Annotated in this window: 18 protein-coding genes and 2 pseudogenes; 12 read left to right on the forward strand and 8 right to left on the reverse strand. The window is 64.3% G+C overall.

The window, feature by feature from the left end; translation table 11 throughout:
* Window positions 1-126: 126 nt before the first annotated feature.
* The 3 genes and pseudogenes from ACTZQ5_RS05875 to ACTZQ5_RS05885 all read left to right on the forward strand — a co-directional run bounded on the left by ACTZQ5_RS05875 (window position 127) and on the right by ACTZQ5_RS05885 (window position 2,202).
* A complete protein-coding gene (locus tag ACTZQ5_RS05875) occupies window positions 127-339 on the forward strand; it encodes a hypothetical protein (RefSeq protein WP_443584228.1) in 213 nt (70 codons plus the stop codon).
* 214 nt (window positions 340-553) lie between these two features.
* Window positions 554-1,319, forward strand: a pseudogene (locus ACTZQ5_RS05880) (IS5 family transposase).
* Between the two features lie 253 nt (window positions 1,320-1,572).
* The gene (locus ACTZQ5_RS05885; protein ID WP_443584229.1) at window positions 1,573-2,202 is read left to right on the forward strand and encodes a CerR family C-terminal domain-containing protein; all 630 of its coding nucleotides are present in this window, start codon (window positions 1,573-1,575) and stop codon (window positions 2,200-2,202) included.
* Here the strand turns inward: ACTZQ5_RS05885 and ACTZQ5_RS05890 are convergent.
* Window positions 2,192-2,662 (reverse strand): hypothetical protein, encoded by a 471-nt coding sequence (locus ACTZQ5_RS05890; RefSeq protein ID WP_443584230.1) that lies wholly within the window; start codon window positions 2,660-2,662, stop codon window positions 2,192-2,194. The genes ACTZQ5_RS05885 and ACTZQ5_RS05890 overlap by 11 nt on opposite strands.
* Window positions 2,663-3,697: 1,035 nt before the next feature.
* Between ACTZQ5_RS05890 and ACTZQ5_RS05895 the strand changes: the two genes are divergently transcribed.
* The 7 genes from ACTZQ5_RS05895 (at window position 3,698) to ACTZQ5_RS05925 (ending at window position 14,392) form a co-directional block, all read left to right on the forward strand.
* Window positions 3,698-4,201: an RNA polymerase sigma factor gene (locus tag ACTZQ5_RS05895; protein WP_443584231.1), complete on the forward strand. Its 504-nt coding sequence runs from the start codon at window positions 3,698-3,700 to the stop codon at window positions 4,199-4,201.
* Window positions 4,198-5,226, forward strand: a complete 1,029-nt coding sequence (locus tag ACTZQ5_RS05900; protein ID WP_443584232.1) for a FecR family protein — start codon at window positions 4,198-4,200, stop codon at window positions 5,224-5,226. Before ACTZQ5_RS05895 ends, ACTZQ5_RS05900 begins: the two co-directional genes overlap by 4 nt.
* Entirely contained in the window at window positions 5,223-7,580 is a 2,358-nt protein-coding gene (locus ACTZQ5_RS05905) for a TonB-dependent receptor (protein WP_443584233.1), read from the forward strand. Before ACTZQ5_RS05900 ends, ACTZQ5_RS05905 begins: the two co-directional genes overlap by 4 nt.
* Window positions 7,581-7,680: 100 nt before the next feature.
* Entirely contained in the window at window positions 7,681-9,786 is a 2,106-nt protein-coding gene (locus ACTZQ5_RS05910) for a TonB-dependent receptor (RefSeq protein ID WP_443584234.1), read from the forward strand.
* A 13-nt stretch (window positions 9,787-9,799) separates the two neighbouring features.
* Window positions 9,800-11,797 (forward strand): prolyl oligopeptidase family serine peptidase, encoded by a 1,998-nt coding sequence (locus ACTZQ5_RS05915; RefSeq protein WP_443584235.1) that lies wholly within the window; start codon window positions 9,800-9,802, stop codon window positions 11,795-11,797.
* The gene (locus ACTZQ5_RS05920) at window positions 11,778-12,284 is read left to right on the forward strand and encodes an FKBP-type peptidyl-prolyl cis-trans isomerase (RefSeq protein ID WP_443584236.1); all 507 of its coding nucleotides are present in this window, start codon (window positions 11,778-11,780) and stop codon (window positions 12,282-12,284) included. The genes ACTZQ5_RS05915 and ACTZQ5_RS05920 overlap by 20 nt, the downstream gene beginning before the upstream one ends.
* Before the next feature lie 2 nt (window positions 12,285-12,286).
* Window positions 12,287-14,392, forward strand: coding sequence for a prolyl oligopeptidase family serine peptidase (locus ACTZQ5_RS05925; RefSeq protein WP_443584237.1), 2,106 nt, complete (start codon window positions 12,287-12,289; stop codon window positions 14,390-14,392).
* Between the two features lie 354 nt (window positions 14,393-14,746).
* Here ACTZQ5_RS05925 and ACTZQ5_RS05930 read toward each other — a convergent pair.
* Window positions 14,747-15,845: pseudogene (locus ACTZQ5_RS05930) on the reverse strand (IS3 family transposase).
* 865 nt (window positions 15,846-16,710) lie between these two features.
* Between ACTZQ5_RS05930 and ACTZQ5_RS05935 the strand changes: the two are divergent.
* Window positions 16,711-18,288 (forward strand): GH39 family glycosyl hydrolase, encoded by a 1,578-nt coding sequence (locus ACTZQ5_RS05935; protein WP_443584238.1) that lies wholly within the window; start codon window positions 16,711-16,713, stop codon window positions 18,286-18,288.
* 135 nt (window positions 18,289-18,423) lie between these two features.
* Here ACTZQ5_RS05935 and ACTZQ5_RS05940 read toward each other — a convergent pair whose 3' ends face one another.
* From ACTZQ5_RS05940 to ACTZQ5_RS05960, 5 genes are read right to left on the reverse strand one after another with little or no spacing between them, the layout of a single operon-like run.
* A complete protein-coding gene (locus ACTZQ5_RS05940) occupies window positions 18,424-19,332 on the reverse strand; it encodes an NAD-dependent epimerase/dehydratase family protein (protein ID WP_443584239.1) in 909 nt (302 codons plus the stop codon).
* Window positions 19,329-19,883 (reverse strand): cupin domain-containing protein, encoded by a 555-nt coding sequence (locus ACTZQ5_RS05945; RefSeq protein WP_443584240.1) that lies wholly within the window; start codon window positions 19,881-19,883, stop codon window positions 19,329-19,331. The genes ACTZQ5_RS05940 and ACTZQ5_RS05945 overlap by 4 nt, the downstream gene beginning before the upstream one ends.
* A complete protein-coding gene (locus ACTZQ5_RS05950) occupies window positions 19,880-21,043 on the reverse strand; it encodes an alpha/beta hydrolase family protein (protein ID WP_443584241.1) in 1,164 nt (387 codons plus the stop codon). Before ACTZQ5_RS05950 ends, ACTZQ5_RS05945 begins: the two co-directional genes overlap by 4 nt.
* Entirely contained in the window at window positions 21,043-22,101 is a 1,059-nt protein-coding gene (locus ACTZQ5_RS05955) for a VOC family protein (protein ID WP_443584242.1), read from the reverse strand. The genes ACTZQ5_RS05950 and ACTZQ5_RS05955 overlap by 1 nt, the downstream gene beginning before the upstream one ends.
* A gap of 18 nt (window positions 22,102-22,119) precedes the next feature.
* A complete protein-coding gene (locus ACTZQ5_RS05960) occupies window positions 22,120-23,262 on the reverse strand; it encodes an FAD-dependent monooxygenase (protein ID WP_443584243.1) in 1,143 nt (380 codons plus the stop codon).
* Between the two features lie 221 nt (window positions 23,263-23,483).
* On the opposite strand from ACTZQ5_RS05960, the gene ACTZQ5_RS05965 reads away from it, so the two are divergent.
* A complete protein-coding gene (locus ACTZQ5_RS05965) occupies window positions 23,484-24,398 on the forward strand; it encodes a LysR substrate-binding domain-containing protein (protein WP_443584244.1) in 915 nt (304 codons plus the stop codon).
* A 298-nt stretch (window positions 24,399-24,696) separates the two neighbouring features.
* Here ACTZQ5_RS05965 and ACTZQ5_RS05970 read toward each other — a convergent pair whose 3' ends face one another.
* Window positions 24,697-25,659 (reverse strand): fumarylacetoacetate hydrolase family protein, encoded by a 963-nt coding sequence (locus ACTZQ5_RS05970; protein ID WP_443584245.1) that lies wholly within the window; start codon window positions 25,657-25,659, stop codon window positions 24,697-24,699.
* Window positions 25,660-25,971 lie beyond the last annotated feature (312 nt).

Raw genomic sequence — 25,971 nt, forward strand, 5'->3', positions numbered from 1 at the left:
GTAGCACGCGAAGCCAGCGATGGTCCGTTCGCCGACCGACTTCCCGCCCCCCCCCATGAGAGCCATGACGGCGGTGAAGAAGGCGGACGAGGTTTCAACTCCGCCTCTTTCATCATCGGCCGCTTGATGCGTTCGATCGACCCGGCCGGCGTGATCCGAAGCCAGTCGACTCCCGATTGGAACCGCTCGCGCCTTCTCGTTACGACTTTGCCGCTCTCCCGCTGCATGAAGGACGAGGAGGCGACGATCCATGACGTTGCGAACCAGAAGCGATATCAGCCGCCGATCGATCAGCATGATGTGGAGGCCGCAGATTATGCTGCGTGCGCAATGGGCTGATCTGCCAGCGGCATCGAGATTCAGGTATGAGTTCGCCTCTTCGGCTGGCAGGTCAGTCGCCCCCGGCCTTCGCGATCACCTCGGCGATACAGATAACCGGGTCTCCGTAGGGCTTCACGAGTGCGAGCCTCACCGTGACGCCGCGCCGACGCCACCGACAAGACCCATTGATGTGAGCATCGCGATCTGATCCAGACTCCGCAAGGAGGCTGCGATGTACGACCTGATATGGTTGACGGAGGATCAGATGGAGCGGCTGCTAACGTTCTTTCCTATGCGACCGTTCTTTCCTGAGAGCCATGGCAAGCCTTGGGTGTATGACCGGCGAGTGCATAACGGGATCGTCTTCGTCAACCTTAACGCGCGGCGCTGGCGAGATGCTCCGAGCGCCTACGTCCCCCACAAGATGCTGCAAAATCGGTGGAAATGCTGGGGTGAACATGGTGTATTCACGCGCATGATGAAGGGGCTGGCTGCGGGCAATGTCGAACCCGGCATCGCCAAGGTCGACGCGACCTACCTAAAGGCGCACCGCACGGCTTCGGACCTCCGGGTTGAAAAAAGGGAACCTTGGCCGTCTGATCGGCCGCACGAGAGGTGGCATGGGCGCCAAGCTTCATGCCGTCGCGAATGCGAACGGGCCGCCCTTGAGATTCTTCATGATGGCTCGGCAAGCCAGCGACACCACTCGCGTGCTGGACGACCTGCCAGAAAGTGCAGTGAGTGCTCGGTGATAGCGGCTACGACGCGGATTGGTTCGGGGACGCTTTCAAGGGCAGGTGCATTCAGCTTCACATCCTGGGCCGGCGATCACGCGACCAGCCGGCCGAATGCGAAAAGCGTCGCTACCGGCACCGCAGCCGCATCCGTTTCATATTCGGCCGCCTCAACGACTGGCGCCCGGTCGCGACCCACTAGATTCGCCACTCCACCGCCTTAGCCGCGTCTCCCTCGCTGCCACCGTCATCTCCTGGCTGTGATCAACGAGTTCTGACCCTAGAAGCATTCGCTGGAGGCAAGCTCAAAATGCATCGTTGTTCCTACTGAAGATAGCTGTAGATATGCGGAATACAGTGTTCGATCTACCGCAACCAACGCCGCCGGGTAAGACAGGTTCGTTGAAGACGCTTACGCCAGTTTTAATCTACGCGACCACTTGAAACGGACAAAGTAAGTATGAGACGCCGATCCAGCTCCGATCAAAGGCAGGATGCTGCTCGAACACGAGCGGCCTTGACGGATGCTGCTCTGACCGAGTTCGCGGAATATGGATTTGATGGCGCAAGTCTGCGGCGCATATCAAGCGCTGCCGGCGTCAACCTAGCCATGATTGCGTACCACTTCACCGATAAGGCAGGCCTCTATCAGGCAACAATCAGCTATATGGTTGATGTTGCCCTCAAAGATTTCTCGCCGACCCTATTGGGGACGGCACAACGCATAGAGTCGAACGATGTAGGCCACTCGGAATGCCTTGGCATCGCCTCGAGCCTCATAGAACCTTTTCTACGCATATCGTTGACAGGAACCAACACGGCCTGGGGCAAGCTAATGCTGCGAGAACAGCTTGATCCCAGCAAATCGTTTAAACTTCTTCACGAGAGACTGGTGGCAGAGCTCATAAGGTTATTGGCACACCTGCGAGCGCAAGCAGATGGAAGACAGGTTTGCTTCGCCGACACGTCTGCTGCACTATCCATCTATGGTGAAGCCATGATCTTCCTTACCAACCGTGCCAGTGTAGCATTGATTTTTGGACCACGTATTGCCGAGCCAGGATTTGTGGAGGAAACCGCCCGAGAAATACTGTCTCGGCACTTTCCTCCACATGACTATGGGCAACCTGTCGAGATTACATCTTGATAATTATCTGTACGGCTGCTTCGTCAGCCTCGTTCACGGCCTTGATACCCTTGTCGGCAACTTCGACGATATCTGCACGACCTAGCTTTTCGGCGTGGAGCTTGATCGTAGAAACCAGCGGCCCCCAATAGCCCAGAGCGGTCCGGAGCGAATCAATCGCCGCCATATCAGCTGCTTCGGCGTCCGGCGCTTCGTCCATCATCCGCATCGCAACATTCAACTGGGTCTGGAGGATCAGATTGGGCTCGTCGCCAGCCTCGACGCCGTAATCCGCATTGAACACCGCGAACCATTCCCCGAACTTGCGAGAGTACTCGGCGCTATCGCGAACATGCTTTGCCAGATCGGAGTCGCCGATGCGATCAGCCGTCTGCAGCGTGCACTTCACGGCGGTGGGTGAGCCGGTCGCAACGGCATACAGTGCCTGGCTCAGAAGGGCACGATCAGTGGATTCGGACATAACGGACTCCTGTTGGGATTATGCCAATCACTCGTTTGGCATCGCTGCCCAACTGCTAGGATCCTGTGAAGTTCCTGGGACCACACTGCCGATCCTCGTCCCGCGCCAGCCCTAGATGGGGCGGCTGTAACGTGCTCCTGGAAAATCATGTCATTGGTACCTCAGCTCGTCAGATGGAGACGAGCGATGCGTCGAGGCGTTTACACCGAGGATCAGATCGTAGGCTTCCTGCGTCAGCGCGAACCTGGCGCGAGCCGCCGGCGCTGGTGCTGTCGGTCCAAGCCAAGGGGAGCTGCGCGCGCGCCCGCCTCCCCACGGTCTACGGGCCGCTGACGTCGGGAACGGCCGACGGCGGTACGCCGATCCCCGGCGACGGCGTGACCAGGCCGGGCGGCGGGTTCCATGTCTCGAGGCGGTCTTCGCTGCGATCGTGCGGATGACCCGGCGCTACGTCGCGCGCGCCTCAACCGCGGCTCGACCGACAAGCAGGGCGGAAGCTTGCCGCGCTCTGCCATCGGTGCCACATTATCCACGACGCAGCCGAGCATCGCAGGCATCGTTGTTTGAACGCTTACGAGCGTCGAGTGGTAGGTGGCGCATGCTTTTGCAGGAACCCCATGTGGCGTGAGTTCTGCTTCAACGCTGTCCAAGGAGCCATGCTTGAGCAGACGAATGAGCACCGGGAGCGGATCGCGGGTCGTCTTCCGGGTCAGGGAGTGGCGCGGGGACGCAGCTGCGTGGGCAACCGACCGTACAATGTATAAGGTCTATGGACGGCGGCATTGCGGCTCGGTTGCTAGACTTGCCGAACGTAGCGTTACCGCCTCGCGCTTGCACTCGTCTGTGAATCGACGCTGAGTCGTACTTGCCATCCTGCACCTCCTGGCTCCGCATAGCCTATCATCGGCGACCTCAAAATCGGCAAAAGGTCATGCGATGGATCGTCGCACGCGCTCATGATGGCACAAAGGCGACGCGCTGTCCCTCGGACGGGGTGATGCGTTCTACCTCGTAATGAGCTATGGTCGTTCCAACATGACATCGCGGCGATCCGACCGATCGGCAGATGCGCTTGCGCGGCGATGGCAGCCTGCGCTGTTCGCGTTCTTCCTGCGGCGGTTGCGCGATCCCGCTGAGGCAGAGGACCTGACGCAGGAGGTACTTCTGCGACTGCTGACCCAGCCTGAGGCTCGAGGGGACAGCTATGTATTTAGGATCGCGCAAAACCTGCTGGTCGATCGGCATCGTCGCCTCGCCATCCGCAACCGCCATGCCTTTACCACGGCGGCCGAGCCGCAGAGCGACCGCGACCCCTTGGATGCGCACGCGATCGTCGAGGGTCAGCAGCAGCTCGCGATCGCAACCGCGGTGTTGGCGCGACTGCCCGAACGTACCCGCGCGATCTTCATCCTCTATCGTTACGAGAAGATGAGCCAAGACGAGATCGCCGCATCGTTCGGCATTTCGGCAAGCGCGGTCAAGCAGCAGGTCGCCAAGGCCATGGCGGCGCTGTCCGCTGCTTTAAGAGACGCACAATGAGGCTGGTACGCAACGATGCTCTGGCCGCGTCCAACCGCGACGAGCAGGCCGCACTGTGGTGTCTGGAGTTGTCCGATGGCATCCTCTCCGCGGATCAGCGTAACGCTTTCGAACAATGGTATGCCGATGCCGAGAACGCCGCTGCATTTCAGCATGCAGCGGCGGCCTGGGACACGGTGGAGGCGATCGCCAACACGCCGGAGGTCGTACAGATGCGTAGTGAGGCGCTGGACACGTTCCGCCGCGTGAACCTGCGTCGATGGCGCGCTCCCCAGGCCCGCCTGCTCTTGAAATGGGTCGGCGGACTCGGCACAGTGGCAGCGGTGGTCGCGGGCATGCTCGCCTTTGTGACGATGCCAGAGCACGATGTTTTCCGCACAGCGGTCGGTGAGCGGCGCGTGACGATGCTGGAGGATGGATCACGTCTCTCCCTCGATGCAGATAGCGAAGTTGAAGCGATGCTCGATGGCAAGCAACGGGCGCTTACCTTGGCGCAAGGCCGCGCGAAGTTCGACGTCGCGCACAATCCGCTGCGCCCCTTCACGGTGACCGTGGGCGACACGCTTGTGGTGGCTACAGGGACATCCTTCAGCGTGGAGAAACTGGGCGGCGAGATCCACGTGATATTGTTCGAGGGCCGCGTCGCCATCTTGGACAAGGCCGGTGTTCCGGTAAAAACGGCGACCGGCGGGGCCGCCGATGCAGAGCTTGCGCCGGGACATGAGCTGACGGTTCCGTTCGCGGGCGGCACCGCCGCTCACGTCGCATCGACTGGCACGCGGGATGCCCTTGTCTGGCAGCAGGGACAGGTAAGCTTCGACGATGCGCCTCTTGGGTTAGCGGTGGAGCGGATGAACCGCTATTTGTCCGAGCCGCTGGTGGTCGGCGATGCGCGCGCGGCGCAGGTGCGGGTGACCGGCGTTTATGACGGAACCGATGCCGCAGGATTCCTGGAGGCATTGCGCCAATTGAATGGAGTGCGCGCCGAGCGGAGAACCGGAAAGGTTCTGCTGACGAGAGGATGACCGGGCAGGCCAAGCACAGGAAGGGACGGCGAAGCAGGGCAGGGCGGCCGGTTTTCTGGGCTGCCGTTCTCCTCGCTGTTTGTTCGGTTGCGTCCGCACAGCAACCGACCACTCGCTATGATCTGCCGGCGCAAGATCTGGGCACGGCACTACGGGATCTCGCTCGTGCATCGGGCCGCCAGGTTGCGTTCGACAGCCGATCCGTCGCAGGCAAGCGATCGCAGCGGTTGTCGGGGAATTGGAGTACGGAGGCGGCGCTGAGGCGACTGCTCGCGGGAAGCGGTCTCGGCTTCACCCGGGGCAGATCGGGCATCTTCATCATCGTGCCGCTGGAGCGAGCTCCGGCGAACCCGCCGCCCCCCGCCACGCCGCCCAGCGACGACATTATCGTGACGGCCCGCAAGCGCGAGGAGAGAGCGGTTGACGTGCCGATCGCGATCAGCGGGGTGAGCGGCGCGACGGCGGAGCGGAACGGTGCGGCCGATCTTTCCGCCGTTCTTCGCGAGACGCCGGGCGTGGCTATCTTCGACACCGGCGTGGGCCTCCAGAGGCTCGTGATCCGCGGTATCTCCACGTCGCTCGGCGCGAACGAGAACGGCTATTACCTGGACGACCTGCCGTTCACCGGCGTGACCGTGCCAATCGCACCGGACGTGCGCGCGTGGGATCTCGACCGGGTGGAGGTGCTGCGCGGACCGCAGGGAACGCTGTTCGGCGAAGGCTCCCTGGGCGGCACGGTCCGTATCCTGACCAAGGGGGCCCAACTGACCGGCTGGTCGACAAAGGGGCAGGATTACCTCTCCGCCACCGCCGGGGGCGGCACGAATGCCGGGTTCAAGGCGGCGCTCAACGTCCCCGTCATTCCCGACATGCTGGCCTTCCGTGTCTCGGGCACTGCGGAGCGCCTGTCCGGCTGGATCGACGACGATGCGGCGGGCGAGCACGACGTGAACGGCCAGCGCATCGTGACATGGCGTGCGCGGATGCGCTTCGATCCAGCCCGGCACCTGTCGATCGATGGAAGCTACTGGTCTTATCGGGGCCGCTTTCCCGCGAGCGCCAGCGCGACGGACGATGGCCAGCGGCCACGTACCGACGGGCTGGAAAACGACCTGCGCTATGACCTCTACAATGCAAGCGGGCGCTACGACATGGGCAGGACGGAGATCTTCTATGGCTATTCGCGCAGCGAATTCTCACTGCCGTGGCGGGGGCGCTACCTGGGCGGGACGCTGATCTCAGATATCGGCATCAAGGTGGGATCGCACGAGCTGCGCCTGGCGTCGAAGGGAGACCGGCCGCTACGCTGGACCGTGGGCGCCTATGCTCGTGATGCGTGGCGCCGTGACAATTTGCAACTTGCGCTTTTCGGCATCGACAATCTCAGCGTGACCAATTCGAAGGCTCGCGCGCTTTTCGGCGAGGCGACATGGACGCCGCCTTCCGCGCCGATCGACCTGACCGTCGGCCTGCGCTATTACCGGGAGAAGCTTGCCGGCTCGGCAACGGATGCCAGCACCGTCGGCCCGAACGTCGGCGATGTCTACAGGAGCTGGAACCCGCGCTTTTCGGTGGCGTGGCATCCCGTAGACGATGCGACCATCTATGCCAGCGCCGCCAAGGGGTTCCGTGCCGGCCAGCTTCAGCCGACTGCGTCGGCGAGGCTGGCCGAGGCGCTCGGCATCGCGCTGCCCGCCACGTTACGCCAAGATTCAATCTGGACCTACGAACTTGGAGCCAAGGTAGATCTGCTTCCACGGCTGACGCTGGAAGCCTCCGGCTATTACAGCGACTGGCGAGACGTGGCGGTCCGCGTGCCGATCGGCACAACCGGTTTCAATGGGTTGGTGAATTCGGCCGGCACAAGGACGATCGGCGGCGAAATGGCGGTCGCTCTGCACCCGATTCGCGGGATGACGCTCACCGGCAGTGCGTCTTACGCCGACGCCGTCTACGTCGCGACGGTGCCGGGTACAGGGATCGTCCGAGGCCGGGCAGTGGACGAGGTTGCAAAGCTGCTCGCAAACGCCGCCGTCGACTATCGCACCAGGCTGGGAGGGGATGCTCAGGGCTTTGGCCGGATCGGATTGCAGCACAGCAGCCCTCGCCGGTTCGTCTCCTTTCCTGGCTATCTGCCGGGGGATCGCATCAGCCGCATCGACGCTCGGGTCGGCCTGGAACTGGGGCAGGTATCGATCGCACTGTTCGCCGACAACCTGCTGAACGAGAACGGCGCTGTTAACTCCCGCACGGTGCAGCAACAGCCGTCAGGTCCGGACGACATCTTCGCCGTCCGGCTACGCCCGCGGACGCTCGGTATCGAGCTCAGCTTGGGGCTTGCCGCCAGACCGTAAAAAATGTCGCGGCGATGAAACTTTTTGGCAAAGTCTCGCTGTCCCGCGCGCGCGCTCATCCGTCTTAGGTTCACCGATACAAAAAACGGGGGCCTTCATCATGACGCGCATGACGTACAGTTGTTCGATGCTGGCGTTGCTTGCCGGACTTGCGCCGGCGGGCGCCCTAGCTCAATCAGAACCCGCAACGCCTGCCCCGACGGAGGCGAGCACGAGCGGCGGCGACATCATCGTCACCGCGCGCAAGCGCGAGGAGCGCGCCATCGACGTGCCGATCGCGATCACGGCTGTGTCGGGCGACACGCTGGAACGGCGCGGCGCGAACAACCTGTCAGACTTCCTCCAAGAGGCGCCTGGCGTCGGCGTCTATGACCAGGGCACCGGCACGCAGAAGATCACCATCCGCGGCATATCGACGTCGCTCGGCGGGAACGAGAACGGATTCTACCTGGACGATCTGCCGTTCACCGGCGTGACCGTGCCGATCGCGCCCGACACGCGTGCGTGGGACCTGGACCGGGTAGAGGTGCTGCGCGGCCCGCAAGGCACTCTGTTCGGCGAAGGGTCGCTGGGCGGCACGGTGCGCATCCTGACCAAAGGCGCGGACCTCGACAATTGGGAGGCACGGGGATCCACCTTTGTCTCCAGCACGCAGGATGGCGGAACGAACCGCGGAATAAAGGGCGCCTTCAACGCCCCGATCGTGCCCGGCGTGCTCGCGGTGCGCGTGTCGGGCACCGGCGAACGTTTTCCGGGCTGGATCGACAATGCGGCCACCGGACAGCGCAATCTCAACGATCAGACCTATACCACCTTCCGCGCCAAGGCGCGCTTTGATCCGACCGATCGGCTTACGATCAACGGCAGCTACTGGTATTACAGGGGCGATTTCCCCGGCGGCGGAAGTCAGGCGACGGACGATGGCGAGCAGTCGCAGGCGGCCGTTCTCGCCTCCAGCGCGCGATACCGGCTATATGGCGCCAGCGCCCGCTACGACCTGGGCGGCGCGGAGATCTTCTACGGTTATTCGCACAACAGCTTCGAGCTGCCGCAGTCGGGATCGCTATATGGTGGAACTCTGATCTCCGACATCGGGATCAAGGTGGAGGCGCATGAGCTTCGGCTCTCGTCCAGCGGCACCGGTCCGTTCCAGTGGACGATCGGGGGCTATGTCCGCGACTCCCGTCGCGAGGACAATTTCGTGTTCGCGCTGTTCGGCCTCGACAACATCGACGTGACAAAGTCGCGGGCGCGGGCGGCCTTCGGCGAGGGCACCTATACCCTTCCCTTCGCACCGATCGACCTGACCGCGGGACTGCGCTATTTTGAGGAGAAGCTCGACGGGTTCGAAGCCAATGCCGGCGTGATTACCACGGATGATGGACGCACATACAGAAGCTGGAATCCCCGCTTCTCGATCGCCTGGCATCCCTCGGCCGATGTTAACATCTATGCCAGCGCCGCCAAAGGCTTCCGCGCGGGACAGCTTCAGCCGACGGCGTCGGTTGCGCTTGCCGCGCCTCTCGGCATCCTCCTGCCGCGGGCGCTGGATCAGGATTCGATCTGGACCTATGAGGTTGGTGCCAAGGCGGATCTGTTCGAACGGCTGATGACCATCGAGGGCGCTGTCTACTACAGCGACTGGAAGGACGTGACGGTCCGCATCCCCATCGCGCAGACCGGCTTCAATGGCCTCATCAACTCCAACGGCACCAAGACCAAGGGGGCCGAACTAAACGTCGTCCTGCGTCCGGCTGCCGGCATGTCCCTGAACGCAGGGGGGTCGTACAATGATGCGACCTATTCGGGTGCGGTCGCCGGCACCGGCATCGTCGACGGCGCACCAGTCGACGATGTAGCCAGGTTCACGGCAAACGCCTCGGCGGACTATCGCACGACGGTTCGGGAGGGCTTGGATGCCTTTGGCCGCGTCGGCTGGCAGCACAGCTCGCCACGCCAGTTCGTGTCGTTTCCCGCCTATCGGCCGGGCGACACCATCGACCGCGTCGACGCTCGCGTCGGGGTCGACCTGAAGCAGCTGACGATCGCCGCATTCGTGGACAATCTCACGAACGAGACGGGCGCGACCAGCTTTCGCCAGGTGCAGCCGCTTGCGTCGGGTGCGCTCGATATCGTGTCCAACCGCCTGCGTCCGCGGACGATCGGACTGGAATTGACCGCACGCTTCGGCGGCCCGGCACGCTGAGGAGTCAACGACCATGCATAAGACCATCGTCACCACGCTCCTTCTCGCCATGGCCACGGGGGGCGCCGCGCAGGAAGCGCGGCCCGACCCACGTCGTCCCGGCACGCCCGTCCTGAAGGGCGCGCCCGATCGGCCGCTGACCGATCCGAAGAGCCTTACCTCGCCGGCACTTCCCGCGGCGCGGCCGGTGCCGATCGCCGACCTGTTCTTCACTCGCTCCAGCTATTTCGCGACATGGACGCCGGACGGGCAGGTGGTGATGGCCACTGACCTGACGGGGCGCACCAACCTTTGGCGCGTGCCGCGGGGGGGCTTTCCGGTCCAGCTCCAGCAGTCTGAGGACAAGACATATTATCCCGGCGCGACGCCGGACGGAAAGCTCCTGCTCTACGCCTCCGACGTGGGCGGGCGCGAGATCTACGACATCTTCGCCATACCGGCGCAGGGGGGCGCCGCCGTCAATCTCACCGCGACGCCGGACGCATCCGACACCGGGCCATTCGCCTTTACGCGGAATTCGACCCTGGTCGCCTTCAATCGGCGCGTTGCGGCCGAACCGAGCACCAACGTCGCGGTGATGTCGCTGGCGGACCGCAAGGTCCGGCTCTTGACGCAGGAGAAGGAAGCCGGCGTCTACTGGTACGTCCTCGATTTCAGCCCGGACGGGCGCTTCCTCTACGCCAATCGCATGAACGCCGCGCAGACCGGGAGCAGCGTCTGGCGGCTGGAGGTGGCGACCGGCACCGCGACGCGGATCGCGGGCGGACCGGCCGAGCCGTTCGAACGCGCGGGCGCGCTCTCGCCTGACGGCCGCGCCCTGTCGCTGACGAGCGAGAACGCGGCTGGACTGCATCAGGCGATGCTGCTCGATCTGACATCGGGCAAGCGGCTGCCGATCCGGCCGGGACCCTGGCCGCAGACGGCGGGCGCCTTTTCGCCGGACGGGCGGACCGTGATCGCCGTCGCCAATGTCGACGGCCGCGACGAGGCTTATGCCTACGACCGCGCAAACCGGACGACAAAGCGGCTGCCGCTGCCGGACGGCAAGGTCAGCGACCCCTTCGGCATCCTGCCCGGCTTCTCGCCCGATGGGCGGCAGCTGCTGTTTCCGCACGCATCCGGCAGCGCGCCGTTCGATTACTGGACCTATGACATGGCAACGGGAGCCACGACGCGACTCACCCGGCTGGGTCTCGCCAGCATTGATCCCGACACGCTGCCGCGCACCAGCATAGTCCACTATCCCAGCGCCGACGGCACGGTAATCAGCGCGGTGCTGTGGATGCCGTGGAATCTGAAGCGCAACGGATCGGCGCCGGTCGTCGTCCTCGCCCATGGCGGCCCAACCTATCAGACCTCCGACGACTTCGACCGCACGGCGACGGCACTCGCCTCGCGCGGGTACATGGTGATCGCGCCAAACGTCCGCGGTTCGACCGGATACGGCAGCGCCTTCGAACAGGCGAACCGGCGTGACCTGGGTGGCCGCGATTTGGAGGACGAGGCCGGGGCCGCGAAGTTCCTTATCGCGTCCGGCTATGCCGATCCCAGGAAGATCGGCATCACCGGCGGCTCCTATGGCGGCTTCATGACGGTTATGGCCGTGGCCCGGATGCCCGACTTCTGGGCAGCAGGCGTCGAAGAATACGGCATCGTCAATTGGAACACGATGTGGGAGCGCGGCTCGCCGGCACTACGCGAATATCAGCGCGCCTTGATCGGCGATCCGACGAAGGACAAGGCGGTCTACACGCGGGTCAGCCCGCTCACCTATCTGCACGACACGAAGGCGCCGCTTCTGGTGCTGCAGGGCGCAAACGACATCCGAGTGCCCGCGCACGAGGCCGAGCAGATCGTCGATGTGTTGAAGCAGGCGGGCCGGACCGTCGACGTGAAAGTCTATGCCGAGGAAGGCCACGGCTTTCTCAAACGCGAGAACCAGATCGACGCGGCGGAGCGGACAATCGCCTGGTTCGATCGCTATCTGACGGGTGCGAGCAGTGACCGCTAGGCGACTTAGGGCGATTCCGGCGATCACCATCGCCACATTGCTCGCTGCATCGGCGATGGCGGGGGCGCCAAGCGCCGCCTACCTGAACTTGCAGGAGCTCGCGTTGGTCGTGCGGGGCTCGACTCAGGGTTGGAACGTTACCCACAACCGCCTGCGCTGGCGCGGGGTAAAAGGTGACGGCACGGATCGCCATCCTGAACCTGGAGATACGGTAGCAGCGCAATATATCGGCAACCTAGTTGATGATGCAAAATTCTACAGCTCTTTCGACCGTAACAAACCGGCCACCTTCTCACTGGGCAATTTCTTACCAGTATGGCAAGAAAAGTTGCAAGTGACCGGCGTCGGCGATGTACTTGAAATGGCAATTCCCTCGAAGCTATACTATGTCGCACAGGACAAGGGGGCAATTCCCGCAGGCGCCACGCTACTTTCTTCTATCCAATCGCTTACGGTGAATGCGCCATTGAGTGCAAAGGGAGAATGAGGATGAGGTTTTTGTACACGGTGTCGGCCCTTGCCATGTTGTTGGCGTCGCCGGTTGCAGCACAGGACAAGTTTCGTTGGCTGGAAACCCCGACTGATTCCAAGGCTCTCGACTGGGCGCGTCAGCAGACGCAAAGGGCGCAGACGGCGATCGCCGCCATGCCCCAGCACGCGGAGATCGAGGCAGAGCTGAAGGCGCTGCTCGCGGCCGGCGATCCGCCGCCTGAATATCTGCTGTTCGGATCCGTAGCCCTGCGCTTCCAGCGGTCGGTCACCCATCCGCACGGCGTCCTGTCCGTCGGCCGCCGAGGCGCCGATGGTGTGCCGGGCGGCTGGCGCGACGTGCTCGACATCGACGCGCTGCGCAGGGCCGAGGGCACCGCCTACGAGTTTCACTTCGCCGCCACGTCAGTCGTCTGCGCGCCGCCGGACCATTTGCGATGCATCCTGCTGCTGTCGCCCCTGGGCGGCGACGAGACCGAACTGCGCGAGTTCGACCTGTCGACCGGGCGCTTCGTGACGGACGGCTTTCGCGCGCCCGCCAGCCGCACCTTCGTAGACTGGCTCGACAAGGATCGCCTGCTGATCGAGCATACGGTCGGCGACAGGCCCAAGCTGCCCACCGGCTGGCCCGCATCCGTGGCGATCTGGAAGCGCGGTACGCCGCTGTCGGCGGCGAAGACCGTGTATACGGCGAAGCCGACCGACGCGATCATGACGATCCGGGCGACCGGCGAAGGAGCCGACCGGGTCGGCGTGATCATGCGCGCGATCGATTACTCGACCATCGAGAATGTCGTCGTCCGCTCCGACGGTCGCGTCGAGGTCGCACCGCTGCCCCGCAAGACCAAGATGATCCTGGGCAATGCCGGGGGCGGCCGGATCATCGCGCAGCTGGGAGAAGCGGCCGAGGTGGCAGGTCGCACCCTGCCGGCGGAGAGCGTGGTCGCCTTCGACACGCGAACGGCCACGCCGGCGGCGCAACGGCTGAGCCTCGTCTTCACCCCCTCCGACGGCGAGTTCCTGAGCGACACCTATACCGGCATCGCCCCGACCAGGACCGGCGTGCAGATGGTGCTCAATCGCCGCGGGCTTCAGCGCCTCGTCACCGCGACTGCAACAAACACCGGCTGGCGGATCGAGAGCGGCAAGGATGAGGCGGTGGGCACCGCCGTCGCGATCCAGGCATCCGATCCGGACAGCGACGCCGTCGTGTTGAAGCGCGCGGGGTTCCTACTGCCCAGCCGGCTGGACCTTGCCGGCGACGGCGCGTCTACGACGCTCCATTCCGAACAGGCCGCGTTCGACGCGAGCGGCCTCGTAGCCGAGCTGAAGTCCGCGCCCTCGAAGGACGGCACTCCGATCGACTATTACTTAGTCCGTCCGCGGAAGATCAAACCCGGCGCGACGCCGCTGCTGATGACGGGCTACGGCGCGTTCGGGATCAGCCTTTCACCCGGCTATCTGGATTATGTCCAGGGGGGCAAGTCCATCGTTCCATGGCTCCGACGCGGAGGTGCGCTTGCGATCCCGCTAATCCGCGGCGGAGGCGAGCGGGGTGAAGCCTGGCATCAGGCCGCCATCCGAGAGAAGCGGCAAAAAAGTTATGATGATTTCGCGTCAGTGACCGAGGCAATCATCAAGGACGGCGTGACCACGCCGAAGCACATCGGCGTGTTCGGCAGCTCCAATGGCGGCCTGCTGGCGGCCGTCATGGGGACCCAGCGACCGGATCTGTACGGTGCGATCGTCAGCGATGTGCCGCTGACCGACCTCGTCCGTCTGCCCTACATGGGCATGGGCGCGGCCTGGCTGAACGAATATGGCGATGCCAAGATACCGGCGATGCTGGCTTCCATCAACGCCTACTCACCTTACCAGAACGTCGTAGCGAGCAAGACCTATCCGCCCTTCTTCATAACCGTGGCGACATCAGACAATCGCGTAGGTCCGGGTCACGCCCGAAAGCTGGCGGCAGCATTGGAGAATGCGGGGGCCACAGCCTATTACCTGGAGGATCAGGAGGGGGGGCACGGAGTCAGCGATCCGCTCAGTCGCCCCGAATTGATGGCAGACCGCATGACCTTTTTGCTCAACGCCCTGAAATAACAGAGAACGAAGCGGCGTGCAGGCTGCGTCGTCCGGTCGAATTCCTACCACCAATGCGAGCTTTACAGCATGTCGAGAGACGAGTTCGTCCGCCGCGAGGCGGAGTCGCGACCCTATCCGGCCGACCGAGTTCATAGTTCCCGAATGCGCTCCTCGCCCCTGACCGTGTTGCATCGCAACGTCACGCGATTCGTCAGGATCGAGGTGGAGGCTTGCGTCTTTCGCTATGCGGTGGGCGTACGCCGTCCGTGAGGGTCCCCCGGTTTCTCATCCAGGTCGAGGGTGAGTCTTCGGCGTTCTGAGCCTCACCCAGTCTTTGGTCCGGTCTTTATGGGAAAACCGGCTCTCTTTTCGTCAGGGCAGGCATGCCTGCCCTGACGAAAAAGCGCGCTCCATCGGGGTCTGGTCGCCGAGGGAGCTATGCGGACGGTGCTCGTTGTAATCGCGCCGCCACGCCTCACATTTTACCCGTGCGTCGTCCAAGCTCAAGAACCAGTATGCGTTGAGGCATTCGGCCCGCACCCGGCCGTTGAACGCCTCCGCGAACGCATTGTCGGTGGGCTTGCCAGGACGGCTGAAGTCCAGCACCACATCATGCTGGTAGGCCCACAGGTCGAGATCCCTCGAGATGAATTCCGGGCCATTATCCAGACGAATGCGCTTGGGACGACCGTGTACCGCGGCAATGCGGTCGAGCGTCTCGACCACGTCAGAGCCGCGGTAGCTCGTCCGTACGTCGATCGCCAGCGCCTCGCGCGTGAACGCATCGACCACGGTCAGCGCCAGCAATCGGCGGCCATCGAACAACGCGTCGGAAACGAAGTCCATCGACCACATCTCGTTTGCTGCCGCGGCCGCTGGCTGCCGGTCGCGGTTGGCGGCGCTGACGTTGCGTCTGGGCTTCTTGAGCCGAAGGCTCAGTCCATCATCCCGGTAGGGCCGTAGACGCGCTTGTGGTTCACGAACCATCCTTCCCTGCGCAGCAGAATGTAGATGCGGAAATAGCCGTATCGCGTCCGTGTCGCCGCCAGGTCACGGATGCGCAGCATGAGCGGCGCCTGACCCGGCCGATGCGACACGTAGCGCACCGACGACCGGTCAACGCCCAGCACCAAACAGCTGCGCCGCTCGCTGACACCATGAGACGCCTGAACGTGCGCGACGAGCTCGCGCCGTCGTCCAGGCGTCAGGGCTTTTTTGCCAGCACGTACTGCAGGACGTGCTTGTCCGAGCTCAGGTCGGCGACCAGCTGCTTGAGCTTGCGGTTCTCCTCCTCGAGCAGCTTCAGGCGCCGCAGCTCGCCTACGCCGAGGCTGCCGTACACCTTCTTCCAGCGATAGAATGTCTGCTCCGAGATCCCCATCCGGCGGATCACCTCCGCCACCGACGTACCCGTCTCCGCCTGCTTCAGCGCAAACGCAATCTGCTCCTCGGTGTGCCTCGTCTTCTTCATGTCCAGCTCCTTGCCCGCTGGCTTCAAAGGGCCGGAGAACTCTCACTCAAATCGGATGAAGAAAAAGGGAGGACGTCAAATGCCGGTCCGGAATGGCTTGGTCGGGACCGACCTCGACGTGGTCGACCTCGTTTGATGGTATGGCGATTCAGCTTGCGACTCGGCGCACCGATGTCTCTGCCGGCAGACGAAATCCAGCTTGCGGTCATCGAAGTAGGTCAGCCAAGCTGTCGCTGAACATCGATTGAAGAGTAGTCTCCCTCGGGTGCCTTGCCGCAAAGTTCACGTCACTTGCCGGTCAGCCCGGGTCGAAATCGACTCACCGCATCCGCATCGCAAGGCCACGTCGCTGCCGCACCTTACTTCCCCGACACCGGCCATCCATAAGGACGGTTGATGGCCCATCATCCGACTTATGAATTTTCTGGTGCGATTGAGGACTGGTAGACCACCAAACGAATTTGGGTGGCCTCATGCAGGGAGGAAGAGTGACCACTATGCAGCTCGGTCAACTCGGCAGGACGGCCGAGGTCTGCCAGATCAGAGTGATCGAGAGTCGATCACCCGTTTCCGCCACAACGCACCTTGAACAGGCAAAACGAGTAATGTCGTCTTGGACACCTGGCCGTTCGGCCTGTCCGCACGACGCAAAGGCCTAGTCGAGTGGTGCTTCGGCTCAAATCACCGAATATCACGCCACCGCGACTGCTTTCGCTCCGACACCGAATCGAAAGCGCTCTGCTTTCTTAAGCGGGCTTCGAGAGGTCGACGCGACAACGACGTCGCCCTTGCACCGCTCGAACACCTTCACCATCGCGCTGCCCGCCTCCGGCTCTGAGCTGCTAAACCTTGAAAGGAAATGGCAATGTTCAATCGCGAAGCTTCTTTAGAGAGAAGCGTCGGAACGACCTTGGGAAGGCGTTCGCTCCTCGGCCTTATGGCGGGTGGGGCCGCCATCTCTTTCGCGCCCCGGGTCGCCGCGGCTTCCGCGGCACACAAGACGCTCGACGTCGACGTCGGATCATCAAAGGGCCGGATCCGCAACCTGCAGGGCGTGAATCGCGGCCCTATCGCGGACTGGGACCATCCAGACCTCACCAAGCAGTACCGCGAGCTGCGCGTGTCGATGATCCGCACCCACGACTTCTACGGCGCGTTCGACATCGATTCGCGCTATCTCCGCAAGGGCGACCCCCAGCTGACCTCGGAGCATGTGCCGGTCGACACGCTGACGACGATCTTCCCGGACCCGAACGCAGATCCAGATCGGGCGTCGAGCTACGACTTCTCGACCAGCGACCGCGCCATGCGCGCCATCCTCGCCGCAGGCGCCGAACCCTACTATCGGGTTGGCCGCAGCTGGGGCGCGGACACCACCCCGCCCGATCCCGACCTGTACGCTCGAGTGGTAAGAAACGTGGCGCGCCACTACGGCGAGGGCTGGGCCGGCGGGTTTGACGCGCGCATCCGCTATTGGGAGATCTGGAACGAACCCGACTTTCCGGCACCCTTCTGGTCCGGGAGCCCGGAGCAGTACTATCACTTGTATGCGAGCGCCGCACGAGCGCTAAAGGCGGTCAATTCCGCGTTTCGAGTGGGAGGTCCTGGCAAGGCGTGGACGTTGCATGAGGACGCGTACCGCACCGCCTTCATCAGGTACTGCCGGATCAACGGCGTGCCCCTCGACTTCTACTCGTGGCACAGCTACACGAACGCGTCGGCGAACCCCTTCGACCTCGTGCGCTTCGGCCGCACCATCCGTGGACTGCTGGACGCAAATGGTTTCCCCAAAGCGGAAAGCCATGTGACCGAGTGGGCCTATGGGGCCGGCGTAGCGCCCGCCGGCCCGGTGGCCGACGCGGCCTACCGGGCCGCCGGCCTGATCTACATGCAGGACGCCCCCATCGAGGTGTCCACTCTCTATCACGGGCAGGCCCTCTTCGGCTCGGACGGTTCATTCACCAAAGCGGCCCACGCCGTCAAGGCGGTCGGGTCGATGCTGGATACGCCCATCAGGCTGGCCTGCACCGGAGCGGACGAACTGGGCTACGCGATGCTGGCGGGCAGGTCGGAATCCGGCGCCCGGCTGCAGATCCTGATCGCCAACTACCAACCGCCGGCCGTCAGTCCCATGTCGAAGCCCTTCTCCATCCCGGAGACCATGCCGTTGGAGACGAAGACATTTCTCGAACGCATGGTTTCGGAGGTGCCGGCCGACTCGTTCCTGCCGTTCGTGCCTCACGACTACTCGGACAACGGCCGGTACAACGTCTCGGTCCGGAACACCGGCTGGACGGGTGACGTGCGGGTCACCCGCCGACGACTCGATGCCTTGTACGATCTGACCGCGATCGAGGAGGTAACCCTGCCCGCCGCGAAGCTCGTTCTCACCCGCGACCTTCCCGCACCAGGGGTGGAACTGATCGAGTTGACGCCGGTCTGAAACCCCTTGGGGGCGGAGGTGCGATAGGGGACCGGGCTGCAGGTCCCCCAACGGCAGCACAAGTGACAGCAGGGAAAGCTTCGCACCAGCGGCCCTTGCTCACACGAAATGGGCCGCCGCTGTCACAGCATGGCGCTATTGCATGCCTGTCGCGCCTTCGATCAGTGCGGCGAGGTCTCTGTCACTTCGGAAGCCGAGCCGATCCGCCGCAGGCGTCGCCAGCGCCGGGTATGACCCGAAAGCCTCCTGCAGCGAACGATCCGGTGAGAAGGACACGAGATCGGGATCCACGAAAAGACTTGCCGCCAATTGACCTGCAGACACCCGGAGTGCGGGAAGCGTCACGGTCCATCCCGGGAGGTCCGCCAGCCCCGCCGCATGGACGATGTTCCAAGCGGCCTGTCGCGCGGACATCATCCAGAAGGTGGCCTCCGGCCCCACCGGAAAAACGAACCGATCCCCATGCTTCGCGGCATGGAAGACCCGGCTCAGGAATGCCGACCTAAGGCCGGCACCATCCCCCGGTCGCGCCACAATGCCAGAGAGCCGAAGCGCCAGCGTGCTCACGGCTCCGCGCCGATGCAGGTCCTCCAGGCCGATCTCCGCCATCCGCTTGTGTGCGCCGTAGGTCAGCACCGGATGGGCCGGCGTGTCATCGTCCACCGGTCCGCGCAGTTCACCCAACGCGGCGATCGAACTCGCGAAGATCAGCCTAGGTGGCGATGCGGAGCCCTGCCCGGCCAGGATCTCCCCGATCCTCAACGCGGCGTCCAAGTTGATGCGTCGCGAGAGGCCGGGATCGGCCTCGGCAGTCCCGCCCGGCACCGAGACTAGGTTGATTACCGTGTTCGCGCCGCTCAGGGCGGCCTCGACCGCCCCGTCGTCGTCGAGTTCGCCGACGATCCGCTCGAAGCCGCTGCCCGCAGGTACGGCGCCCGAGACCCTGTCGAACAGTCGCACCTCGCCGCGCCATCTCACCTGGGCGAGGTGCTCCGCGACCTCGGCACCGACGAAGCCGGCGGCGCCGACGACGACGAGCGTCACGCGATGCCGTCCTCGAAGACTCCATCGATCAGCACGAACGCCATCCTGCACGGCACGGACGAGCGATTGATCCAGCCGTGGTTGGTGCCCCTCTGGACTACGATGTCGCCCGGCCCGAGGGTGGTCTCGCCCTCGTCGACGAGGAGGGTGATCTCGCCGGAAAGGACGATGCCGTAGTCGACGGACCTCGTGCGGTGGAAGCTGGCGTGGCGGCGCGTCGGGTCCGCCACGTGGGCCTCCCTGCCTCCGATGCTGTCGAAGACGGTTTCGAAGTCGGTGTCCGACCTGTCCGGGGGAATGTCGAGAACCCGTATTCGCGTGCCACGCTCGGGTGGCGCAAGGATGAGGCGTTCCTCCGCCGGTTCGAGATCGTCTCGTCCGATCCGTGCCGGGGAGGAGCAGGTGTTCCAAACCTCGTAGAAGACGAGGCCAGGCTCGCCGAGCTGGTCGAACACCCGCGTGGGCGGGGCGTCGCTGACGATCACGGCCCTGTCGTCGCTTCGATGGCCGGTGACGATGCGGCGGAACGGCGTTCCGGGTTCGACGCTCATGAAGTGCGCTCCTGAAAGGTCTCGGCGATCCAGTCCGCGATGAAGGATCTGGCATAGGACGTGTTGTCGAGGCTGACGTGCTCGACGCCTCCGGTGCGATCGTCGAAGATCTTCAATTCGCGCTTCGGACTGTTGACCAGCTGGTCGAAGGTCCGATGGGCGTACTCCACGCCGATCTGCCGGTCCTTCTCGCCATGCGTCACCAGGAAGGGCACGTGCACCCGATCGAGCACTCCCTCCAGCGACACCCTCGGCGCGATCTGCAGGAACTCGTCCATGTCCGCCGCGCCCCATACCCAGCGGACGTGCTCCCAGTAGTGCGGTACCGGGTTCTCGCCCTCGCGGTTGAGCCGCTTCAACTGGACCTCGCCCCAGTTGTGGTTTGCGCCCCAGACGGCCCCCAGGGCGAAGCGAGGCTCGAACGCCACGGCTCGCGGAGCGTAGTAGCCGCCAAGCGAGAGGCCCATCATTCCGATCCGCGCGGGATCCACGTCGGCACGACCCTCGAGATGATCGACCACGACGGATGCCCAGCGTTCGGTGTCCGGCACGGCCGTCAGTCCATGGGTCCGCAGCGCCTCGCCCGTTCCAGGCTGATCCATGTGCAGGGTCGACACGCCACGGCGGGCCAACTCGGTCCCGAGCTTCGTCCAGACGAGCATCTCCTTGGAGCTGTCGAGGCCGTTCACGAACACCATCGTCGGCCTCGCGCCGTCCCCGCGCTCAGCGCGCGTGAACCAGCCGGGAATGACGCCGCCGCCGTAAGAGATCTCGACCCGCTCACGGTTGAGCCCTCCGAGCTCCGCGGCGCGTCGGAATGCATCGATGCCCTTGCGGAACACCGCCATCCTGTCGGCGTGCCCATGCGGCAGCATCCGCTCGGCCGTCTGATAGTACAGCGCCGCGCGGTCGAGCTTGCCGGACGCGGAGAAGGCGCGGCCGAGCGCCAGATCCTCCTCCGCCAGGTCCGACAGGCGATCGGCCATTTCGACCCACCTGGCCATGAATTGAACGGTACCGACATCCGCGCCCTGTAGAGCAGCCTCCCGCAACGGAGCGCACATCTCCTCGATCTCGCCGATCTGCGCGCCGCTCTCTATCGCGATGTCAACCGCCAGGTTCCAGACGTAGTTGCCCGGGAAGTAGGAGAACATGGCCATCAGATCGCGTGCTCGTCGTCGTTGGTCATCTGGTCGAGTTCGGCCTGATGCGGGTTTGACCTGCCTTTGCGGAACGCCTCGAACGAGCGCTCGTCGGCGTCGAAGTCCACCTCCCAGGGAATGTCGTCGCCCGCGAACATCGGCGGTATCCTGGCTGCCCACATGAGCGCGGCGAACTTGAAGCTCCAGGCCCGCGGCACCCAGTTGTCGTCGAGATAATCGGTGTCGGCGTGGTACTCCGCCTCTCCCCCATTCGGGTTGTCGACGTAGTAGTAGATCGCCGAGCTGAGCCTGTGCCGGGAGATGCCGCCGGAGCTGTTGACACTCGTGTTCCTCCAGCCGCGCTTCTCCATGATGTTCGCGCCGATCATCACCTCGTCGATGTCGTCCAGCCCGAAGGCTATGTGCATGAAGCCGTGCCCGTCCGGTGCGAACGGAAGATCGGAATTCACCCAGAAGATCGAATGATGCTCGTAGGTGCCGTCGGCCCGGGCGAAGATGCCCACGCCCTTGCTGTGATCGGAATATCGGAAACCCAGATGATCCCTGTAGAATTCGTACGATCCCACGTAGTCGGGCGAGAAGAAGACGACGTGGTTGATCGTCTTCGGTATCGCGCGCCTGCGCCACTGACGCGTCTGGTTGAGCCGCTTGATCGAGCCTGGAGTGTTGACGGGGTCGGCCACCGAGACGACCGCGCGCTTCTGCCAGACCCGCAGGCCGACATGCTGTCCGTCGGGCGCCTTGAAGAAGGCGGCGCCCTGGTCGTCCCTGATAACCTCGACCACCGTCTCAAGGCCTCGAACGAGAGACTCCAGGTTCGCCGCGGTGTCCACGCCCCAGACGGTGAGCCTTATCCCGTTGCCTTCGATGCTTCGTGGTGGCAATCGCGGATCGTCGTCGCGCATGACGACGACCTGCGATCCGCTGGACACCTCGAACGTGCCGGTCCGCTCGTCCGAACCCAGATCGACGAGCCCGAAGTCCCGCCAGAAGCGGGAACACTTGTCGACGTCATCAACCCCGAAGATGACGCTTTCGACTCCCATGATCGCCATCGCTAAACTCCTTCTCGACTATATATCCTGAGCCAAGGCGGCCTGCGCCCGGCCCATGCGCACGTTCAGTTCGGCGGGGGCCGCTGCGGTCTGCTGCATCCTCCCGATCGCGACGGATTCCTCGACGACCAGCCGACAGCGCTCCCAACGCCGACGTTCGAAGGCCTCGAAGGCGGCGACCGGATCCTCGTGGTCCGCCAGCGCCTCGGCGAGCGCGAGCCCATCCTCGATCGCTATCCCGGCACCGGACGCCAGATGCGGCGTCGTCGCATGTGCGGCATCGCCGATCAGGACCGTGCGCCCCCGGTGCCAAGGCAGCGGCAGGAGGAGTGCGTCCAGCGGGCGGCTAATGATCGTCTCCCCTCGTGCGATCGCCTTACGCACAGCTTCCATCGGGCCGGAGAAGGAAGCGAGCAGGCGAAGCAGCCGATCCGGCAACTCGTCGTCGATGAGCCGGCGCCGCTCGGGCGAGGTCTCGAGCAGCCACATGTACATGACGTCCTGCGACACGGGCATCAGACCGGCCGTGACCTCGGGCGTCACGAAGAAGAGGGGTCGATCGACTTCGGGCGGCCGGTCGGCTATTATACGCCAGCAGAACTGCCCCGTGTAGGTCGGCTCGCCCGCGCCGGGGAAGAGCCTGCCCCGCGTCCGCGAGAAGGCACCGTCTGCCGCGACGACGCAGCTCGCCTTGATCGACCCGCCGTCGCTGAGCAGCAGCGTGGTTCCCTCGGCATCCTCCAGGAACTCGTCGACCGTGACGCCGAGGCGGGTCGGTATGCCCAGCCGCCCGACCTTCTCCGCCATTATTGCATGCAGCGCGGGTCGCATGATCCCTCCTGCGGTCGGAAGCCCCGGCTCCACCGCATGCAGCGGCAGATCCGCCGCGATCGATCCGTCGGGCGCGCAGATCGCGCCCCCCTTCTCGATGAAGAAGCCCTGCTCCTTGACCCTCTCGAGAACGCCCAAGTTGCGCATCGCCCTGAAGGTCGGGCTCGTCAGACTGATGCCAGCACCGTAGACCCGCCACGCGGGATCCGCCTCGACGATCTCGCAGGCGAAGCCCCGCTCTACCGCGGCGATGGCGAACGCCATTCCCGCGATGCCGCCTCCAACGATCGCGACGGGTCCTCCTCCACCGCTTGCGGCCCCTCGTTCCATCCTCTCCTCCAGCTCCTTTGTAGCCTGCCGAGAAGTTAACTCCCTCACCGGCAAATCACCGAATGAATTGATCCGATCGGGATCGATAGACGCCGTTTATGATCGGGCCTACGCTCTAGGGGAGCGGCGCCGAATCGGCCGCACCGGCGCCTTCGGGTGTCCACGCAGGACAAGGAACACGTGGATCGACTAGGTTGGCGTCGGTCCGGGGGAGGTGTGTAATGCGGTTCAAGGGACTCGATCTCAACCTGCTGGGCGCTTTCCAGGTCCTGATGGAGGTGCGGAGCGTATCGCGGGCAGCCGGCATCATGAACCTCAGCCAGCCCGCGATGAGCGCCGCTCTGTCCCGCCTGCGGGAATTCTTCGCGGATCCCCTGCTCGTCCCGGAAGGCAAAGCAATGCATCCGACGCCCTTCGCGGAGAGCCTGTTGCCGCAGGTGACGGTCTTCCTGGGAGGCATCGACGCCATGCTCTCCTCCTCCTCGAAGTTCGATCCCGCGAACGCCTCACGCACCTTCCGGGTCATCACCTCCGACTACGTGATCACCTCCCTCCTCGTCCCGGTCCTCGAGCGGATGTCCTCCGAGGCGCCGAACATCAGGATCGAAATGGCGGCACCCAGCGACACGAGCGAGAGCCAGATAGCGGAAGGCCGCGCCGACCTGCTGATAACGCCCGACGTCTTCCTTCAGAACGAGCATCCCGCCGAGCTGCTGCTGGAGGAAACCCACGTCATCGTCGGCTGGGCGGAGAACCCGTCGATGCGGGTCGCGTTCGGTGTCGAGGAGATGCTGGCGGCGGGCTACGTCGGCGTCAGGATGGGCGCCCGCCGCGTGCCCGCCTTCGCTGATCGCCAGATGAGCACGATGGGCTACGACCGCCGGATCGAGGTGGAAACCTCGTCGTTCCTGACGATCCCGCCGCTCGTCTGCGGCACCGGGCGCCTCGCGATCATGCACGGCAGGCTCGCCGACAGCATGGAGAAGATCTACCCCCTGCGTCAGGTACCCTTGCCCATTCCGTTCCCTCCGATGCGCGAGATGATGAAGTTCCATCGCGCCCGAGTGGAGGACGAGGGGCTCGCGTGGCTGCGGCGACTTCTTCGCGAAGAGGCGAGCGCCTGCTCTCCCAAATGAGCCGCTCGGGAGCGTTCGGGCCTCCCGCTGCCTCCCCGCCCAGCGCGGCTTGACCACTTTCCGTTCGATCGACGTCTACTGCAAGGGGCCGAGTGGACGTACGTGCAAGGCCGTCGCCGCGAGAGATCGGACCAACGCGTCGATCGAAAGGAGCTCGCCGACGTTCCGTAGCCCATCATGCCGAGCCGGATGCCGGTTCGACGCCGATGCCCGTTCTCATCCCTTCATCACGGTATCGCTCGGAATTGGTGCGCTTCGGCCGACCATGACGTAGGCCGCCGCCGGCGGCCGGCCGCGGTCAGATCGGTCGAACGACCACGCGCTGGTCGAGCGAACCGAACGGCGACGCGTCTCCAGCCCTCATCGATACACGAGCACCGAAGGCCAGGAACGGCGTGAGCGGTCCACCGGTCTCGATCATCTCGATCGCGCGGCGCTCGGAGATGCACGTGGAGCCGACGATCGCATGTTCCTCGTTGGAGACGGTGCCCGAGCCGATCACCGTGCCGGCAGGAAGATCGCGCGTCCTCGCCGCGTGTGCGATCAGCTCGTGGAAGCCGTACGCCATCTCGCTCCCATCCGGCGAGCCGAACCGCTCGCCATTCACCTCGACCACCAGGGGAAGATGGACGCGACCGTCCCGCCAGACGTCGCCGAGCATCTCCGGCGTCACCGCGAATGGTGCCATGCTGCACGCCGGCTTCGCCTGAACCCAGCCGAAGCCCGTCCTCATCTCGATCGGCGCGATCGACCGAAGAGACCAGTCGTTGATCATGACGACCAGCTTCACGTGGTCGAGGGCCTCGTCGGCAGGGCAGCCCATCGGCACGTCGTCGACGATGACGCCGAACTCGCCCTCGAAGTCGATCCCGTCGTCCTCGCTGGGAAGCGGTACGTCCTCGGCCCCGGAGAGGAAGCGATGCGAAAGCCCCTGATACATGAGCGGTCGTCCAGCGGGCAGCGCAGGGAGGTCGAACGCCTTCTGCATGAGGACGCCGTGATTGGGGAAGGCGGATCCGTCCAGCCACTGCCATGCACGGGGGAGTGGTGCGGCGAACGTCGCCGTTCCGACGGCAACGCCCTGCCCCGCCTCCAGACGGCTGAACAGCGCACGCAGCGCCGGTTCCGCCCCGCTCCAGCTTTCGAGGGCGCGTTGCAGAGTGGGCGCCGTCTCCGAGGCCGACATCATGCGCGCCCCGTCTCGCGAGACGACGACCAGCGCGCCGTCCCGCGTCCCATCGTCGATCGTCGCGAGCCTCATGCGACCGCACCCTCGTTCGTCGCCGCCCGCGTCAGATCCGCCCGGCCCGCTCCGATCGTACCGACCACCGCATCCATGATGCCGATGCGAAACTGCTCCAAACCTACACTCCGCTCTTCCGTTCGATCCCGCATGATAAGATGCTTCACAGCCAGCAGAAGGGAATTGTTTGGATGGTTCGCCATCACCGTTCTGGATCGACTTCGCGACGGACGAGTATCAAGATCGAGCCTCGACGATGTTCTAGGTCCGGAGCCGGCAACCGGTATGACCCATCGTCCGACACTTCGCCTCGACCGTCCTCCCGTCGGT

The organism is Sphingomonas cellulosilytica (assembly GCF_052321755.1).
Lineage (GTDB): Bacteria > Pseudomonadota > Alphaproteobacteria > Sphingomonadales > Sphingomonadaceae > Sphingomonas.

Bases quoted from the DNA above. Each gene is read 5' to 3' on its own strand.
- ACTZQ5_RS05875 (WP_443584228.1), top strand. From the start codon at position 127: ATGCGTTCGATCGACCCGGCCGGCGTGATCCGAAGCCAGTCGACTCCC.
- ACTZQ5_RS05890 (WP_443584230.1), bottom strand. From the start codon at position 2,662: ATGTCCGAATCCACTGATCGTGCCCTTCTGAGCCAGGCACTGTATGCC.
- ACTZQ5_RS05895 (WP_443584231.1), top strand. From the start codon at position 3,698: ATGACATCGCGGCGATCCGACCGATCGGCAGATGCGCTTGCGCGGCGA.
- ACTZQ5_RS05900 (WP_443584232.1), top strand. From the start codon at position 4,198: ATGAGGCTGGTACGCAACGATGCTCTGGCCGCGTCCAACCGCGACGAG.
- ACTZQ5_RS05905 (WP_443584233.1), top strand. From the start codon at position 5,223: ATGACCGGGCAGGCCAAGCACAGGAAGGGACGGCGAAGCAGGGCAGGG.
- ACTZQ5_RS05910 (WP_443584234.1), top strand. From the start codon at position 7,681: ATGACGCGCATGACGTACAGTTGTTCGATGCTGGCGTTGCTTGCCGGA.
- ACTZQ5_RS05915 (WP_443584235.1), top strand. From the start codon at position 9,800: ATGCATAAGACCATCGTCACCACGCTCCTTCTCGCCATGGCCACGGGG.
- ACTZQ5_RS05925 (WP_443584237.1), top strand. From the start codon at position 12,287: ATGAGGTTTTTGTACACGGTGTCGGCCCTTGCCATGTTGTTGGCGTCG.
- ACTZQ5_RS05935 (WP_443584238.1), top strand. From the start codon at position 16,711: ATGTTCAATCGCGAAGCTTCTTTAGAGAGAAGCGTCGGAACGACCTTG.
- ACTZQ5_RS05945 (WP_443584240.1), bottom strand. From the start codon at position 19,883: ATGAGCGTCGAACCCGGAACGCCGTTCCGCCGCATCGTCACCGGCCAT.
- ACTZQ5_RS05950 (WP_443584241.1), bottom strand. From the start codon at position 21,043: ATGGCCATGTTCTCCTACTTCCCGGGCAACTACGTCTGGAACCTGGCG.
- ACTZQ5_RS05955 (WP_443584242.1), bottom strand. From the start codon at position 22,101: ATGGCGATCATGGGAGTCGAAAGCGTCATCTTCGGGGTTGATGACGTC.
- ACTZQ5_RS05960 (WP_443584243.1), bottom strand. From the start codon at position 23,262: ATGGAACGAGGGGCCGCAAGCGGTGGAGGAGGACCCGTCGCGATCGTT.
- ACTZQ5_RS05965 (WP_443584244.1), top strand. From the start codon at position 23,484: ATGCGGTTCAAGGGACTCGATCTCAACCTGCTGGGCGCTTTCCAGGTC.
- ACTZQ5_RS05970 (WP_443584245.1), bottom strand. From the start codon at position 25,659: ATGAGGCTCGCGACGATCGACGATGGGACGCGGGACGGCGCGCTGGTC.